The 14,817-nt window shown below is 47.8% G+C and carries 10 protein-coding genes; 3 read left to right on the top strand and 7 right to left on the bottom strand.

The genetic code is table 11. The features are described 5' to 3' along the window. The first annotated feature begins 90 nt into the window (after nucleotides 1–90). From mnmD to HUX74_RS09695, 3 genes are all read left to right on the top strand, one after another. Nucleotides 91–777, top strand: a complete 687-nt coding sequence (gene mnmD, locus HUX74_RS09705) for a tRNA (5-methylaminomethyl-2-thiouridine)(34)-methyltransferase MnmD (protein ID WP_174646586.1) — start codon at nucleotides 91–93, stop codon at nucleotides 775–777. Nucleotides 778–847: 70 nt separating this feature from the next. Next, nucleotides 848–1,750: a metal ABC transporter solute-binding protein, Zn/Mn family gene (locus HUX74_RS09700; RefSeq protein WP_174646585.1), complete on the top strand. Its 903-nt coding sequence runs from the start codon at nucleotides 848–850 to the stop codon at nucleotides 1,748–1,750. Nucleotides 1,751–1,784: 34 nt separating this feature from the next. Continuing rightward, a complete protein-coding gene (locus HUX74_RS09695; RefSeq protein WP_005830985.1) occupies nucleotides 1,785–2,594 on the top strand; it encodes a metal ABC transporter ATP-binding protein in 810 nt (269 codons plus the stop codon). A gap of 82 nt (nucleotides 2,595–2,676) precedes the next feature. Here HUX74_RS09695 and HUX74_RS09690 read toward each other — a convergent pair whose 3' ends face one another. The 7 genes from HUX74_RS09690 to HUX74_RS09660 all read right to left on the bottom strand — a co-directional run bounded on the left by HUX74_RS09690 (nucleotide 2,677) and on the right by HUX74_RS09660 (nucleotide 14,734). After that, nucleotides 2,677–4,566 (bottom strand): hypothetical protein, encoded by a 1,890-nt coding sequence (locus HUX74_RS09690; RefSeq protein ID WP_174646584.1) that lies wholly within the window; start codon nucleotides 4,564–4,566, stop codon nucleotides 2,677–2,679. After that, nucleotides 4,556–7,084 carry a glycoside hydrolase family 9 protein gene (locus HUX74_RS09685; RefSeq protein ID WP_174646583.1) on the bottom strand — a complete coding sequence of 843 codons (2,529 nt, stop codon included), beginning with the start codon at nucleotides 7,082–7,084 and terminating at the stop codon, nucleotides 4,556–4,558. The genes HUX74_RS09690 and HUX74_RS09685 overlap by 11 nt, the downstream gene beginning before the upstream one ends. Nucleotides 7,085–7,089: 5 nt before the next feature. Then, on the bottom strand, nucleotides 7,090–8,334 hold the full coding sequence (locus tag HUX74_RS09680; RefSeq protein WP_174646582.1) for an AGE family epimerase/isomerase: 1,245 nt from the start codon (nucleotides 8,332–8,334) through the stop codon (nucleotides 7,090–7,092). Nucleotides 8,335–8,536: 202 nt separating this feature from the next. Continuing rightward, on the bottom strand, nucleotides 8,537–10,216 hold the full coding sequence (locus HUX74_RS09675; protein ID WP_008662437.1) for a RagB/SusD family nutrient uptake outer membrane protein: 1,680 nt from the start codon (nucleotides 10,214–10,216) through the stop codon (nucleotides 8,537–8,539). Between the two features lie 24 nt (nucleotides 10,217–10,240). Further along, nucleotides 10,241–10,540: a TonB-dependent receptor gene (locus tag HUX74_RS09670; RefSeq protein ID WP_174646581.1), complete on the bottom strand. Its 300-nt coding sequence runs from the start codon at nucleotides 10,538–10,540 to the stop codon at nucleotides 10,241–10,243. 154 nt (nucleotides 10,541–10,694) lie between these two features. Continuing rightward, nucleotides 10,695–11,756 (bottom strand): IS5-like element IS1169 family transposase, encoded by a 1,062-nt coding sequence (locus tag HUX74_RS09665; protein WP_008657074.1) that lies wholly within the window; start codon nucleotides 11,754–11,756, stop codon nucleotides 10,695–10,697. 71 nt (nucleotides 11,757–11,827) lie between these two features. Then, on the bottom strand, nucleotides 11,828–14,734 hold the full coding sequence (locus HUX74_RS09660; protein ID WP_254592853.1) for a TonB-dependent receptor: 2,907 nt from the start codon (nucleotides 14,732–14,734) through the stop codon (nucleotides 11,828–11,830). Between the last annotated feature and the right edge of the window lie 83 nt (nucleotides 14,735–14,817).

Below are 14,817 nucleotides of genomic sequence, written 5' to 3'. Positions count from 1 at the left end.
TAGATGCAGTACGCTGGATATATAGATGCAACAACACGATGAACTACAGAGAATTAAATCAAATAAAAACATTCAACAAAAGCAGAAGTGATGCAACGAATCATAGAGAAGACGGAAGACGGAAGTGCGACACTGTTTGTACCGGAACTGAATGAACATTATCATTCGGTAAAGGGGGCACGTACAGAGTCACAACACATCTTCATCGACATGGGACTGAAAGCATCCGCTACTGCCCGCCCGCATATCCTTGAAATCGGTTTCGGCACCGGGCTGAATGCCCTGCTTACACTGGAAACTGCCGAAAAGGAAAAGAGGCATGTGCACTATACCGGTATCGAACTCTATCCGCTTGCATGGCCGGAGGTGGATGCGCTAAAATATAGCGACAATCCTCTGTTCGAGGAACTGCATCGGGCTGCGTGGGAAGAAGAAGTTGCCATAACTCCTTATTTCACACTGAGAAAAGTGCAGGCAGATGTCGAAACAATAAGCATCGACAGTTTGTTAATGATTAATAAATCTCCGTTCGACGTTGTCTACTTCGATGCCTTTGCACCCGAAAAGCAACCGGGAATGTGGGAGGAAAAAGTCTTCCGGAATATCCATGCCGCCATGAGCACCGATGGCGTGCTGACCACCTACTGCGCCAAAGGAGTAGTACGCCGCATGCTGCAAGCCGTAGGATTCAAGGTAGAGCGTCTTCCAGGCCCCCCCGGAGGGAAACGGGAGATACTGAGGGGAAGGAAAGAGGAAGTGATAATGGATAAGGAATAGTTGATAATGGATAGTTGATGCCCCCTGCCACAGCGCAGCCAAATTGTAAATTGTAAATAGTAAATTGTAAATGAAAAAGTTTTGTTTTTTACTCCTCATAGCCACCTTGCTCTTCTCGTGCAAGCAAGGAGGCCAACAGAACAAGAAGAATGACGATAAACCCGTGATTACCGTCACCATCGAGCCGCTGCGGTATTTCACCGAAGCCATTGCCGGCGATGAATTCACCGTCGTCAGCATGGTGCCCAAAGGTTCAAGTCCGGAAACCTACGACCCCACGCCCCAGCAGCTCGTCGACCTTGCCCAAAGCAAGGCCTATTTCCGCATCGGCTACATCGGTTTCGAGCAGACATGGACGGAAAAACTGACGGACAATGCTCCCCACCTGCAATTCTTCGATATGTCCGAGAATGTGGAACTTATTCTGGACGATACCCATGCGCATCACCATAAAGACGGGCATGTACACGAAAGCCATACGCACGCCGGTGGTGTGGAACCCCACATCTGGAACTCCACCATCAACGCCCAAATCATTGCCGGGAACATTCTGAATGCACTCTGCACCATAGACAAAGCCAATGAAAGCACCTACATGAAACGTTACAACGCACTCATCCGGCAGATAGAGCATGCGGACAGCCTCATCTGCCAGATGCTTTCCAGCCCGAATGCCGACCGTGCCTTCATGATTTATCATCCGGCACTTTCCTACTTTGCCCGCGACTACAACCTGCACCAGATTCCTATCGAGGCAGGTGGAAAGGAACCCTCCCCCGCCCATCTGAAGAACCTGATAAACTCCTGCAAGAAGGAGAAGGTACGCATCATCTTTGTACAACCGGAATTCGACCGCCGCAATGCCGACCTTATCGCCCAGCAGACCGGAACCTGGGTGGTGGCTATCAATCCTCTCTCATACGACTGGGAGGAGGAGATGATGAATACCGCCAGAGCGCTTGTAAAAGAGTAAACGATGATTCTGTCCATTTAACGAAGAAGAAGCTATGCCTGCATCCCCCATTATAGAGATAAAGAACCTCAGCGCCGGATACGATAACCGGACCGTACTGCATGATATAAACCTGACTATCTACGAACGTGATTTTCTGGGTATCATCGGTCCCAACGGTGGTGGAAAGACTACCCTTATCAAATGTATACTGGGACTGCTGAAACCCACTACCGGGGAGATTCTATATCACTCCTGCCCCCCATCCCCCTCCGAAATTGCCAATTGTCAATTATCAACTGTCAATTGTCAACTATCCATGGGTTACTTGCCCCAGTACAGCAGCATCGACCGGAAATTTCCCATCACCGTAGAGGAGGTCATCCTTTCAGGACTCAGCAGCAAGAAGCCGCTGGCTTCACGCTTCACCGCCCGGCACCGCGAGAAAGCCTCTGCCGTGATAGCCCGCATGGGGCTGGAAGGCATGGAGCAGCGTGCCATCGGCGCTTTGAGCGGCGGACAGTTGCAACGTGCCCTCCTGGGCCGTGCCATCATCTCCGACCCGCAGGTGGTGATTCTCGACGAACCCAGCACATACATCGACAAGCGTTTCGAAGCCCGCCTCTACGAACTGCTGGCAGAGATAAACAAGGATTGCGCCATTATTCTCGTCAGCCACGACATCGGCACGGTGTTGCAGCAAGTCAAGTCCATTGCCTGCGTCAACGAAACCCTGGACTACCATCCCGATACCGGCGTTACGGAAGAATGGCTGGAACGCAACTTCAACTGCCCGATAGAGTTGCTGGGGCACGGGACACTGCCGCACAGGATATTGAAAGAACACAAGCATTCTCACGGATGACTGGAAGCAAAGGAGGCCGGCCCATTGTAGAACCGACCTCCCGTTACCCTTCCGAATAACTATCCGACAATCTTCTTACCCGTCATTTATATTGGAAAGCCTTATACGAATGGGGCAGTAATGACAAACGGAAAGAGTTCTTTGGTGTCACCGGACGCCTGCTCTGTACGGGTTCGGCAGGAAGGGGAGCCAGAATATCCCCATTCTCCAGATTTTCCAACCTCGTCACCTCATCATCGGTAACAATACGCACTTCCACCGGTTCATCATTGAAGTTCTCCACCACCAGTGTTTTATTGTCATACACAAACAATCCGACTTTGGAGGGAGCCTCCAGATAGACATCCATATCCCTACTCATAATGCGGCGAATCTCATTCAAGGCTTTTGCCGGAAAATCATATAAATTTCCCATATCATCGGGAATGGTCAATACATATAGATTGCCGGCGGCATAGGGAGCTCTCAACAAAATAGGATACCCCGATACTCCTCCCGTCAACGGACGGCCCGCACTGACTACTTCCCAAGCATCATTCGTATAATACTGAACCTGCGGTATCAATAAATCGCGTCCGGCTTGTCCGTATCGGCCAAAATCATTGACAAGAGCTTTCAAATCGGTACAACGCAACTCTACTATTTCGGCAATTTTTTCAGGAATGGCTTTCAGCAAGCCGCTTGTAATCACCACATCCCGTCCGCTTTGCAATTGCTTCCTAATGTCGGTCATGAGCTCCGGAGCTTGAGCCGCCTGGGCAGTCAGCAGCACCACTTGTTGGTCTTTCGGAAAAACGGGACGTATATCCATCGGCAAACCTATCATGCCCAGATAATTCTGCAAGAAATCATCACCCGCCACATGAAAAGGCTTGTAGGACTTGATGCCAATGGGGTTACCCAACTTACCTATCAGTTTATCAGTCTGTTTCAATACAACATCCGCAATGCGTGCCATGGTGGTAGGCTCTATGGAAGTTCCGTCCTTCTGCCGGATAGGGGCAGTCATCTCATCATAATTAAAGCTGGTGCCCATGCCCTGCCAAGGGGTACGGAACCTGGGAGACAACTTCACGCCCAGAAGCTGGTTATAGGCAAAGAGAATGATTTCGGGAGCCTTGGCAAGCATGGTCAGATGCAGCTGCTCAGCATAGCGGTCCATGCCTAGATTCAGTCCACCGGAGTCCACCCATCCTCCACCGTTGTAGCCCGGACGCAGATTATCGAAATAGCGAATAATATTATAGCTTAGATAATTCTGCAGATGCTGGTTGCCGGCAGGGTCCCTTGTTTCGGTACCCGTCCAGACACCGTCAAAGAGTTGGGGACCTTCCTCCAGATTAAAGCCCAAACCTTGGAAATGGTCGTACCAGTTGGGATACTTGATGATTACCTTTACACGAGGATTCACCTTCTTGGCAGGTTTCAGCACAAGGTCGCGCCCGGCTTCAGTCATCAGCTTCAAACGGTATTCCGTCCAGCTCTGCGCACCTTTGGCTTTTATCTCTATGTCCGACTTGCAACTGGTGAAGAAAAAGTCATCCAGAATAAACTCGTCAAAGTGCTTTGCCGTATGTTCTGCAATCTTTCGCACCATCTCACGATGCTCGGGATTGGAATAGCAGAACGTCTCGAAACTGTTCGCCTCGTTGATGGTGTAGGTAATTCCTCCGGCAGTCTCTATTCCCCGGTCATGGAAAAATTTCTTAGCTTGCTCCAGGGTGGCGTCATCCACAATCAGTAAATCACGATGTGTTTCCAGATAAATCTTGTCCACTTCCAACTGTTGTGAAATCACATTCCAAGTCGAATCCAGCCAATGGATGTCCTTCATCTTGTCTACCTCGTAGGCACGTACATAGACCGATACCTTAAAATTGTCATAAGCTTTTGCCTGCATGGCCATAGTGCAGACCATGCAGAGCAGAAAAGCTACAATTACAAACTTATCTACCTTTATTTTACTGTTCATTACCATTCAATATTTTCTGAGATGCCAATACCATATACATAAACCACGTAGCATGTCCGCCCAAACAGTACTCACCCTCCTGCCATAAGAACGGGAAATGAAGTAATTCGGGCAAGTCAGGACGAATCAGATTTGTACCCGGAGACACTCCACCCGGAATATAAGACCAGTCGGCACGGTTGACACCATAGGCAGCTTTCATCGTTTCGGCACCGACTCCCGTTACAAACGCTGCCTGATTACGTCCCGGATGCATACCGAGCAGGTATTGGACAGCATTGAAAATATAGTCCGGTGCAAACAAGTCAGGATAGGCAGCATGCAGGTAACAGTAATTGTAGCCCAGATGCTGGGGTTCCCATGAACCGGAAGAACGGTTACCTCTGTCATGCGGCACTCCATACGGAGTTTTACTGCTATACTCCTGATACATAGCCTGCAACTCCGGCAGTGCTTTGCGAACAGCCTTGCTGAAACGTGCATTTCCCACAGCCTTGTCGAAACGTCCGATGAACCAACCCGTCTGACGGATATTCTTGCAGATGAAATCCTGCTGCTGCAAAACGAAATCACGGTACTCCACTTCCTTTGTCGCCAGATAAAGTTCTACGGCAGCATGTACCTTGGCTGTCAGCACCCGGTTGTTGTCGCAGCGGGTAATCCTGAACAATTCACGGGCTATCTCCAGACAATCCGCTCCCAATGCATCGTTATGTCCCTTCAAGACACGTGAAATACCTGCCAGCCAGGCAGCCACCTGAAGTTCCCTACCAGGGTTGTCCTCCGTAAACACCCAGCGGTCGTCGGCAGTCCCACTGACATGGTCTGTATGGGCCGACGCATCACCCAAGTGTGCATACTGGCGTACGGTAGGACACAGAATCCCTCTGTAGAGACGCCCCAGAGCCTTCCAACCCGCCACTATCGTCAAAGCACCGTTTTCCACCTGCTGCAACAAGTCATTCTTTCCATCCGGCTGGTGAATCTCGACTATCTTCTTTTCAAAATCTATGGAAGTCTCGTCCCAATAGGCACCAAAGTTCTCACAAGCCATGGCAAGTATATAGGCCTCGCCTGCCTGGGATTCCACACGCAAGTCATAGTCCCCCGCATCGTGCCATCCACCCACATTCAGCCCTGGAACCAAATCACCCGGCTGGTACTTACAAAGAGTAGAGGTTCCCTGAGTATATCCGTCTATATGGTTGATATCGGTTTTGGCCATACGTGCATCGTCATGATGACAGAAGTCATGCCATACACGGTATTTTTCGTTCACACGCATGTGGCACATCTGTACCGGCAAGAAGTATTCCACCTCTGCCTGCCAGATACCCTTGTCCCACACATCTTTGGCAATGCGGAACACCGGAGAAGCAGCATCGCCGTACATCACCTGATAGAGCCCTTCTTCCGTCACTTCCGTGAAGTCGAACTGCAGATAGTGGTAGCGTTGGAAATCTCCCCAATCCTTGGCAGCCTGCTGCTTTACCAGTTTCCTGCCATCGGCAACAATGCGATAAAGGGCAGGTTGCTTGAAGTCTGTATCCCGTTTGTCCAACTCTATGACAGCTACTTTCTTCTGTCCAGGATGGTAACCTACTTGAGAGGCTTGCACCACCGGTGCATAACGCCAGTCTTTAGTGACTGTCGGACGGATTATCCATTTCACCGCACCTTCCTTTGTCCCTGCCGGGAACTCCGAACGGAGCACAAACCAACCGTTGTTATGATTTATCCTTCCATCATACAGCAGCAAGTCTCCTTTCTCACTTTCAATCGTAATCTTTGCCAAATCATCCTGAGGATTGAGTACAAACTTTTTCCCCTCGGCAAAAGGAGCAGAGACGATATCATCGGCAATCATCGGGTTATAAGTCTTTCTATCCAACAGCAACTGGTCCAAATCAGCTTTCCCGCCAGGGTTGAAATCTCCGATATGCTCCATGTTGGAAGACTGTTTCATGGTGGGCCCCATCGCCTGGTGGGGAAAGACTCCCGTCCGGTTGTCCATAATCCACGGCTTGCCCAGCAAAGTGGAAGGTACCAATTCCAGATTAAAGCCCAACTTGCCGGCAAACCGCTCGGGCACCGGTTGGTCCAAATCAACGGTCAATACCAGATAATCCTTCTCGCCTTTGACCTTAATGGTATAGCCAAAAACAAAATCCGGATAAAGCATCGGATTAAAGCCTGCCATATGTTTGGCCGAATCCGGATAACTCAATGTGACACGGATTTCATTGTCAGCCTCATCCACCACCCGGCTTCTCATCTTGGGCAATCCCTGCCACTGCCCTTGCGAGATTTCAAAGCGCACATCTCCATTGGCAGCCCTGCGGTCTCCATTCAAAACAAGGGTCAGTCCTCCCTGGTGTCCTTCAGGGTAGACGTCACTGAACACCATCACATTGGCCCCGCCATTCTCAAAATATCCCGATGGATTGATTTTGAAATCCTGGGCGTGTAGCCCCATACAAAGCATCAGTGATGCTGCACCTGCTATAAATTTCTTCATAAATACTATTTTAAACGATTATGTATTTCCACTCCCAAGCGTACCGTATGATACGGGCAACGCCACATACTCACTTTGGGAGTATCCTTCTTGGGTTCTCCATCAAAACAATCACTGTACCATTCACCGTATTCCCGGTCTATCATACAGTCCTTTACGAAAGTCCAAACCGTATCGGCCGATTGCAGATAAACGTCATTCCAGCTGATTTGCCAGGCATTGACACAAGCTATCATCGTTTCAATCTGGCCCCACCATGAGGCATGCCCGGTTGTTCTTCCGCCCTTCTTTTCATACATCATATACCCTTTGTCACTCAGTCCTTCCGCCAAGCAAGCATCCGTCACATCCAGCGCAAGCCGATTCGCCCTATCCATCAGTTGCCGGTCTTCTAACACACGGGCAGCCTCACAAAGCAGCCATCCCGCCTCCACATCATGCCCATAAGAGTCCATCTCAACCAGACTGTTCCATGCATTATCAAAGAACAAATTAAAATGCCTCCTTGAAGAGTCATAAATACGGTCCATAAACAACCCGGTGCAGAACTTGAGTCGTTTCCTCAGTCCGTCGTCTTTCCAGCATTGATATAAAAGGGTATAAGCCTCCAGCACGTGCAAATGCGCATTCATAGTCTTGGGTGCATTGTTATCATAATTATCCAGTTGTTTCCAATCTTCAGTAAAAGATTCCACATAACCGTCATATTGCGGTTCGCGGCCTTTCTCCTCCAAGGTATGATATAAACCGACAGCCATATCCAGACTCTCGCTGTTACCTGTTGCCAGATAGTGTTCAGCCAGCCCATAGATGGCGTAGGTCATGGCATACGTATATTTGGAAGCATTCAGCACCTCACCGTCAGGATTGACCAGCCAATATACCCCACCATGTTCCTTGTCTATAAATGTATCAATGAAGTAGCGTTGCGATTTATCCGCAAGCTTCAGATAAGCCTCATCCTTAAACGTACGGTATGCGGCAGAAAAACTCCACAGAATCCGGGCATTCAGAACCCCTCCTCTCGGAGCATCCACTACCGGAGTACCATTCCGCAATACAGTTCCATAAAAACCGCCGTCGGGAGCCACTGCATAATCCATCCAAAACGGCAACACGCTGTCTCTGACATTCGTGACAATCTCTGTACGCATGCGTGTCTGCATATCTGTCTCCCCTAAATGCGACCGGCAACCTGCCAGACAATATGCAACCAGCAGTGCTATCCAATAAAACATCTTCCTTTCCATAATTATTCTCTAAAACCATCAAACTTTTCCTTGTATAATTCCCCGTTTATCAGAGACTGGTGTTCGTCGTCTCAAGTACTGGTGTTTGTCATGTCAGACACCGGCTTTCATCACGACAGACGCTGACGTCTATCACAACAACTACTGGTGCCTGACATTTCACTCACAAATATTTTATTATTAAGTGTTTATTTATAATTTATCAATATCCCGGATTCTGGTCAGCCTGATTGATGAGCGGGTTGGTCAGAATCTCATTCGTCGGAATCGGGAAGATTTCCTGATAAGCCTCGTGCTCAAAGAAACGGAATGAGTCACCAGTCTGCAGACAAGCCTCTTGTGAAGAGTTGGCTGCTGTCTTCGGATATTCGGCGGCAAACCATTCTTTGCACATACCCATACGGCACAAATCATGGTAAAGCGAGAACTCGGCATTGAATTCATGGCGACGCTCTATAATCAGCGCCACCTTCCATACCGGAGAAGTATAGCCTTTGGCTGCTTTATAGCTTGTATAATAGGTCTCTGCATCCGGCACTTCCACCGTCTGGGTATTCAACATGTCGGCGGGTAGGTCAATCATCGTCGCTCCCATCTCCAAATTACCCCAAGCACGGTTACGTATCTGACGTATCATGTTCCATCCGGTAGCGTTGTCACCTGTCTCGAAACAACATTCTGCATAGTCGAGCATGATGCCTGCATAACGCTTCAGAGTCAATGAAATAGGATTGAATACTTTGTTGTTCTCACCTGGCTTGCATCTCCAGTATTTCAAGGAATAAACAGTAGGCATATTTTCGGAGCCTTGGAAAAGACCGTCAAAACCACTTGTCACCCCTACAGTCTGCCCGGTAATGGGATGCGTATCCCCTTTGGCAACAGCAGAGTACTGGCGGCGTTTGTCACCCGGTTCAAAGGAACGTACAAACTCCCAAGAAAGACAGAGAGAACCCCAGCCTCCCCATTCGGGTGCCGCGCACATATATCCGTACCACATCATGGCATCTGAAGACGAATCGGCTCCCCAACCCATATATCCTTGTTCATGATACATCACCTCAAATACGGACTCTTTGGTCCAATGTGTATCCCAGGCATGAAGATTACCGAAGCAGGGCTCCAATGAATAGGTTCCACTGTCCACTATATCCTTCAGTTCCGTCTTGGCTTTCGTAAAGTCTTTCTTCAACATATACAGCTCGGCCAAATAAGCTTTGCAGAACCCCTTGGTTATACGTCCGTATTCACCATTCATGGGTAACCAGTCCAGATGGTCGCGTCCAAAAGACAAATCTTCCTCGATAGCCGCATAAGTCTCATCCACGGATTCCGGACGTGCCTTTCCTACCGAAGTAGTATAGGTTTCACCGGTAAGCAACATCGGTACCCTTCCGAAAAGTTTCGTCAGGTAAAGGTAGTTATAACCGCGGATGGCACGTGCTTGCGCTTCATAAACGGTCTTGGAATTGCTGTCCGCAAATATAGAGGCATCCGCCGTCTCCAGGCCAGCCAGGAAACGGTTTGCACGGTCCACTGCACGATAACTCATCCGCCATGCAGTCTCCAGGGAACCCTTATCGGGTTTCCAGGCATGACGCTGCCATTCCGCATCCCAACCGGAAGCCTGACAGTCCATCGTAGAATGGTTGGCAGCAAATACCTGAGGCTTGAATCCCCATGTTTCGTCATCACCGGAACCGTGCTGGTCCGTATAAAAGGTATCATAAAGTCCGTTCAATCCGGAAAGGACATTCTCCTCCGTTTTAAACATGAAATCTGCCGGAAGAATATCGTAATGATCCACTTCCAAATAATCGTCACAAGACGTTACGGTGCTTAAGGCCAGCACACCGATCAACAGTTTATATAAGTTTTTCATAATCATATTTTTTATCCGTTAGTATTAGAACTGTACACTCAGACCGAAAGTAACCGACATCGGGAACGGATAACGTCCTCCGTCAAATCCCGAATACAATACATTGGAGTCACCGACTTCCGGATCGCCGAACTTATTGTACGAAGAGATGGTACATACATTGTCGACACTGGCAAATACGCGTGCATTTTCCATTTTCACCGGTTTCAGCACATTCTTCGGGAATGTATATCCTATCTGAATATTTGAAATCTTCAGATAATCCCCCTTCTGGATGTAGGCGTCGGACACACGCATGTTCTTATTATAGGTGAGTTCTATCAATTCAATTTATCCTCTTGTATCAGACAGCAGAACTCTTTAACTGCCCAATTTGTGAGCTTTAGTCTTTCAAATTTAGCGAATATTTTCTACCCCCCCCCAATTTTTACAATAATTAACTTGTGTTTGTTGTAAAAATTGGATGTGCAGGCATAATTCACCCCAACAACTCAGGTTTCAGCCTGATTATTTGCGTGTAACGACTGATGTTATACACAAGACTGGTGAGTGCTACATTGGCTTTAGCACGAATAAGCCCTACTGTACGCACCACAAGTCCACGCATGGTTTGTTCCTCAAACCCGAATACATGCTCGACAAGGCAACGTGTCTTGGATTTTTTCCTATTGTCTGATTTCTGCTCCTTGGTAAGCGGACGGTTACGGTAGCCCTTTTCGCAAATTATCGGATTCATCTTATGCTGTTTTACAATCTCCTCTTGTCCGACATAACCGGCGTCCAAATACAAGTCCTTGCCTTCGTCTTTTTCATCCAGCAGTCCTTCAAAGCCTTTGGAATCATGCACTTCTGCCGACGTGGTATCATAAGAAAGTATGATCTTATTGCGTTTCTCAACTTTAGTATGCTGCTTGTAGCCGTAAAAAGTCTCATCACGCTTCTTTGTCCAGCGGGCATCTACATCCTTGTGGCACTTCTTGTGGGGATTGTCATTCCACAACTTATTACCCGCTCCCTGTTTTATCTGCTCATTTTCATCACGGGTGTTACGTTGGCGAGGGGCAATAACAAAACTGGCATCAATGATGCGACCCTCATTGAATTGCAGACCCTTACTTTCCATGAAACTATGAAATTCCGAAAAAAGCTTGTCATAAACGCCTGTATTTGTCAGGAGTTCGCGATACTTCCACACCGTCTTCTCGTCAGGAACATCGTCAACACATTCAATACCAAGAAACTTGCGGAAACTCGTACGGTCAACTATCTGATACTCTATCTGATGGTCACTCAAACCATAATAACGCTGAAGAAACAAGACCTTGAACATCAGCACACAGTCTATCGGCGGACGACCGGCATTACTTTTGCGCTCTCCGGTAAAAAGGGCTGATTCAAGAGTAGGACGAAAGATCTCAAAATCAACATACTGAGACAACACTTCAAGAGGATTGCCCATTTCATTCAAACGCAATTCACGATTCTCTGACTCAAATAGTTGATTATAACGAAGCTTACGGTATCGGGATAACTTGTTCATTATAAAATTCTTATTTTCTGCAAATTTACGCTCTTGGAACCATATAAACAACTGTACTACAATATTTTAATTTATAGAACTCCTCTATAGTCTGTCTTGGTGATACGCGGATATTTGGCGCCGGTATTCGAAGATGACCATGCATTATTGATATATTCCTTCAGTACATTCTGATAACCGCCGTCGGGTGCATAGACTGAGGTCAAGCGGGCCGAAGAATAAGAAAGGATATCCATACCGGCTACACCGTACAAGTTCATCGAGAAATCAAAGTTCTTCCAGGAAGCGGTAAGGTTCATTCCGTAAGTGAACTTGGGATATCCATTGCCTATAACAGTACGGTCGGCATCGGTAATCTGCCCGTCACCATTCAAATCAACAAACTTATAGTCGCCGGGCTGGGTAGTCTTGTCCTGATATACACCACTTTCAACTCCCTTTTCAACCGCCAGCCTATTCATTTCATCAATTTCGGCCTGGGTTCTGAAAATGCCTTCTACCTTCCAGCCATAGTAGGAACCTACAGGATAGCCGTTCTGTGTAATGGAGTGGTTGTCCCAGTTGTCGCCATCTTGTGCTGAACCTGACTTGCTGAATATCGGATCGCCGACTTCAATAGCCTCGTTCTTCAGAGTAGACCCATTCAGCCTTATGCCGATATTCCAATCGCTGAAGCTCTTGTTCCACGCAGCAGTAAACTCGAAACCTGAGTTACGGATATGTCCCGCGTTAGTATAGACATTGGAGAAACCGGTAGAAGGACGAATCTGGCGATACAGAAGCAGATCCTTTGCGTCACGGATAAAGTAATCGGCAGAGAAAGAAAGCTCATTGTTCATAAAGGCAAAATCAATACCGATATTTGTCTGCTCATTGGTTTCCCATTTCAGGTTGGTATCAATTTCTTTCTGCTGGGCAATACCGGCACCGTTAATCACACTCGAACCATTAAAGAACCAGTACATTGCATTTGCCGAAGACAACTGTGCTATGGACAAGTTGGTACCATTGCCCGCATTACCGGTCTGTCCCCATCCGGCACGCAACTTCAAGTTACTGAACAGTTCTAAATCCTTAATGAACTTTTCCTCGGAAAGACGCCAAGCTACAGAAGCGGAAGGGAATGTACCATAACGATTGCCGGCACCAAAGTTCGAAGAACCGTCGCGGCGTACCGTTGCAGTCACAATATAGCGGTCGTTCAAAGTATAAGTCAGACGGCCGAAGTAAGAAAGGAATCTTGTCTTCAAATCCAGCCCACCATCCGTTTGCTTAGACGATGGGTCATTGGTCAATGAAATTTTGCGGATGTTGTCTGCCGGAAAATCGTTGGCACTGGAATTCAGCCAGGCACCGTTCGTATCGCTGATAGAGAAACCGGCCATTGCACTTACGCGGTGATGCTCATTGGACCAGTCATAGTTCAAGAACGCTTCCAGACCGAGTGAAGTGGACTGGCTCTGGTTCAGCGAGAACGAGTCCTTACGGTCTTGAGTTCCAAAGGTTCTATCATTATAGGCTGTATAGCCATTATAACCTTTTGTATAATAATTATAACTGGCAATAGTCTTGAAAGTCAACCCTTTGTACAAATCGAGTTGTAGGAAAGCACTAGCAAGCATACGGTCCCATTTATTAATACTGTCAGCAGTCTTGGCAGCAGCAACCAGATTGTCAGCTCCCTTGTTCACGTCTCCATTGCCTTCTTTCTTGTAATGTCCCCAAGTACCGTCGGGCAACACAATAGGCATGGAATAGAAAACACCGTCCTCTACATAATCCATGGTTGGAATGGCTTGTGCATAGTTTCTCAGGTTGCCTCCTCCCATCTTTTCCGAATGTGCATAGTTCAAGTTCAAGCCTACATGCAGGAAGTCTTTCACTTTGTGAGTGATATTAGCGCGTGCCGTCAAGCGTTTAAAATTCGACTCAATCACGATACCCTGGTTGTTCAAATAACCCAGAGATAAATTGGCTTGGGTATTTTCGCTGCCTCCCGAAGCAGAAAGATTATAGTTCTGCTGTAATGCCGTGCGTGACATTTCGTCCTGCCAGTCAATGCTATTCAGTCTGCCTATGTAATCCTCGCCATACGCCAGATTGGTCATGGCAATACCGTCATTCTTGACAGCGGAACGTATAGCACTTGCAAACAAGTCCGCATCAGCCACATCAATCTTATTCGAATTGAACTGAAGGGCATAGTTGGCCGAGAAGTTTACCTTTGCCTTACCCTTACCGCCGTTCTTGGTAGTAATCATAATGACGCCATTGGCACCGCGAGTACCATAGATTGCCGTAGCCGAAGCATCCTTCAGAATTTCGATGGACTCTACATCATTAGGATTCAAGAAATCGATAGAAGTTCCTACCTGCACACCGTCCACTACATAGAGTGGGTCGGCAGAACCATTCACGGTTGCCACACCGCGGATACGGATGGAGAAACCTCCTTCCGGGTCACCGGAAGAACGGATGACAGATACACCTGCCGCAGCTCCCTGCAAACCTTGTCCCAAATTCACCGGATTCCGCTTCATCATTTCCTCCGCATTCACGGAAGCCACAGAACCGGTGAGGTCGGATTTCTTCATCGTACCGTAGCCCACAACAACTACCTCATCCAAGGTTTCGGTATCCTCCTTTAAAGTAATTTTCAGAGCATTCATATTCCCGGTTACTTTGACCGTTCGCGCTAGATAACCGATGTAACTGGTCTTCAGCGTAGAACCTACGGGACACTGCAAGGAGAAGTTACCGTCCAAATCGGTAATCATACCGTTTGTCGTACCTTCCACAATGACATTGGCACCGATGATGGGCTCGCCTTTCTCATCCACCACTTGGCCCTTCACAGTAACTACACTCTGCTGTACGACAGTGACACCTGCAAACGGCTGTACGCTTGTTGCAAAGAGAGGTCCGGCACATGCCAGCGATACTGACATGATACCCAAATACTTCATCACATTTCTCATAAATACTAAATACTTAGGTTTAACAAATACCCCGGTCATAAGCACATCGGGAAAAAGATATGCGACACAATTTTGTGCCACTA

The sequence above is a fragment of the Bacteroides sp. Marseille-P8574 genome (assembly GCF_902825465.1).
Lineage (GTDB): Bacteria > Bacteroidota > Bacteroidia > Bacteroidales > Bacteroidaceae > Bacteroides > Bacteroides uniformis.
The sequence above is the reverse complement of the archived record's forward strand: the minus strand, read 5'-3'. Positions and strand labels throughout refer to the sequence as shown.

What these genes read in the sequence shown, in the direction of transcription:
- HUX74_RS09690 (WP_174646584.1), bottom strand. Translation starts at nt 4,566, where the DNA reads ATGAACAGTAAAATAAAGGTAGATAAGTTTGTAATTGTAGCTTTTCTG.
- HUX74_RS09660 (WP_254592853.1), bottom strand. Translation starts at nt 14,734, where the DNA reads ATGAGAAATGTGATGAAGTATTTGGGTATCATGTCAGTATCGCTGGCA.
- mnmD (WP_174646586.1), top strand. Translation starts at nt 91, where the DNA reads ATGCAACGAATCATAGAGAAGACGGAAGACGGAAGTGCGACACTGTTT.
- HUX74_RS09675 (WP_008662437.1), bottom strand. Translation starts at nt 10,216, where the DNA reads ATGAAAAACTTATATAAACTGTTGATCGGTGTGCTGGCCTTAAGCACC.
- HUX74_RS09665 (WP_008657074.1), bottom strand. Translation starts at nt 11,756, where the DNA reads ATGAACAAGTTATCCCGATACCGTAAGCTTCGTTATAATCAACTATTT.
- HUX74_RS09680 (WP_174646582.1), bottom strand. Translation starts at nt 8,334, where the DNA reads ATGGAAAGGAAGATGTTTTATTGGATAGCACTGCTGGTTGCATATTGT.
- HUX74_RS09695 (WP_005830985.1), top strand. Translation starts at nt 1,785, where the DNA reads ATGCCTGCATCCCCCATTATAGAGATAAAGAACCTCAGCGCCGGATAC.
- HUX74_RS09700 (WP_174646585.1), top strand. Translation starts at nt 848, where the DNA reads ATGAAAAAGTTTTGTTTTTTACTCCTCATAGCCACCTTGCTCTTCTCG.
- HUX74_RS09685 (WP_174646583.1), bottom strand. Translation starts at nt 7,084, where the DNA reads ATGAAGAAATTTATAGCAGGTGCAGCATCACTGATGCTTTGTATGGGG.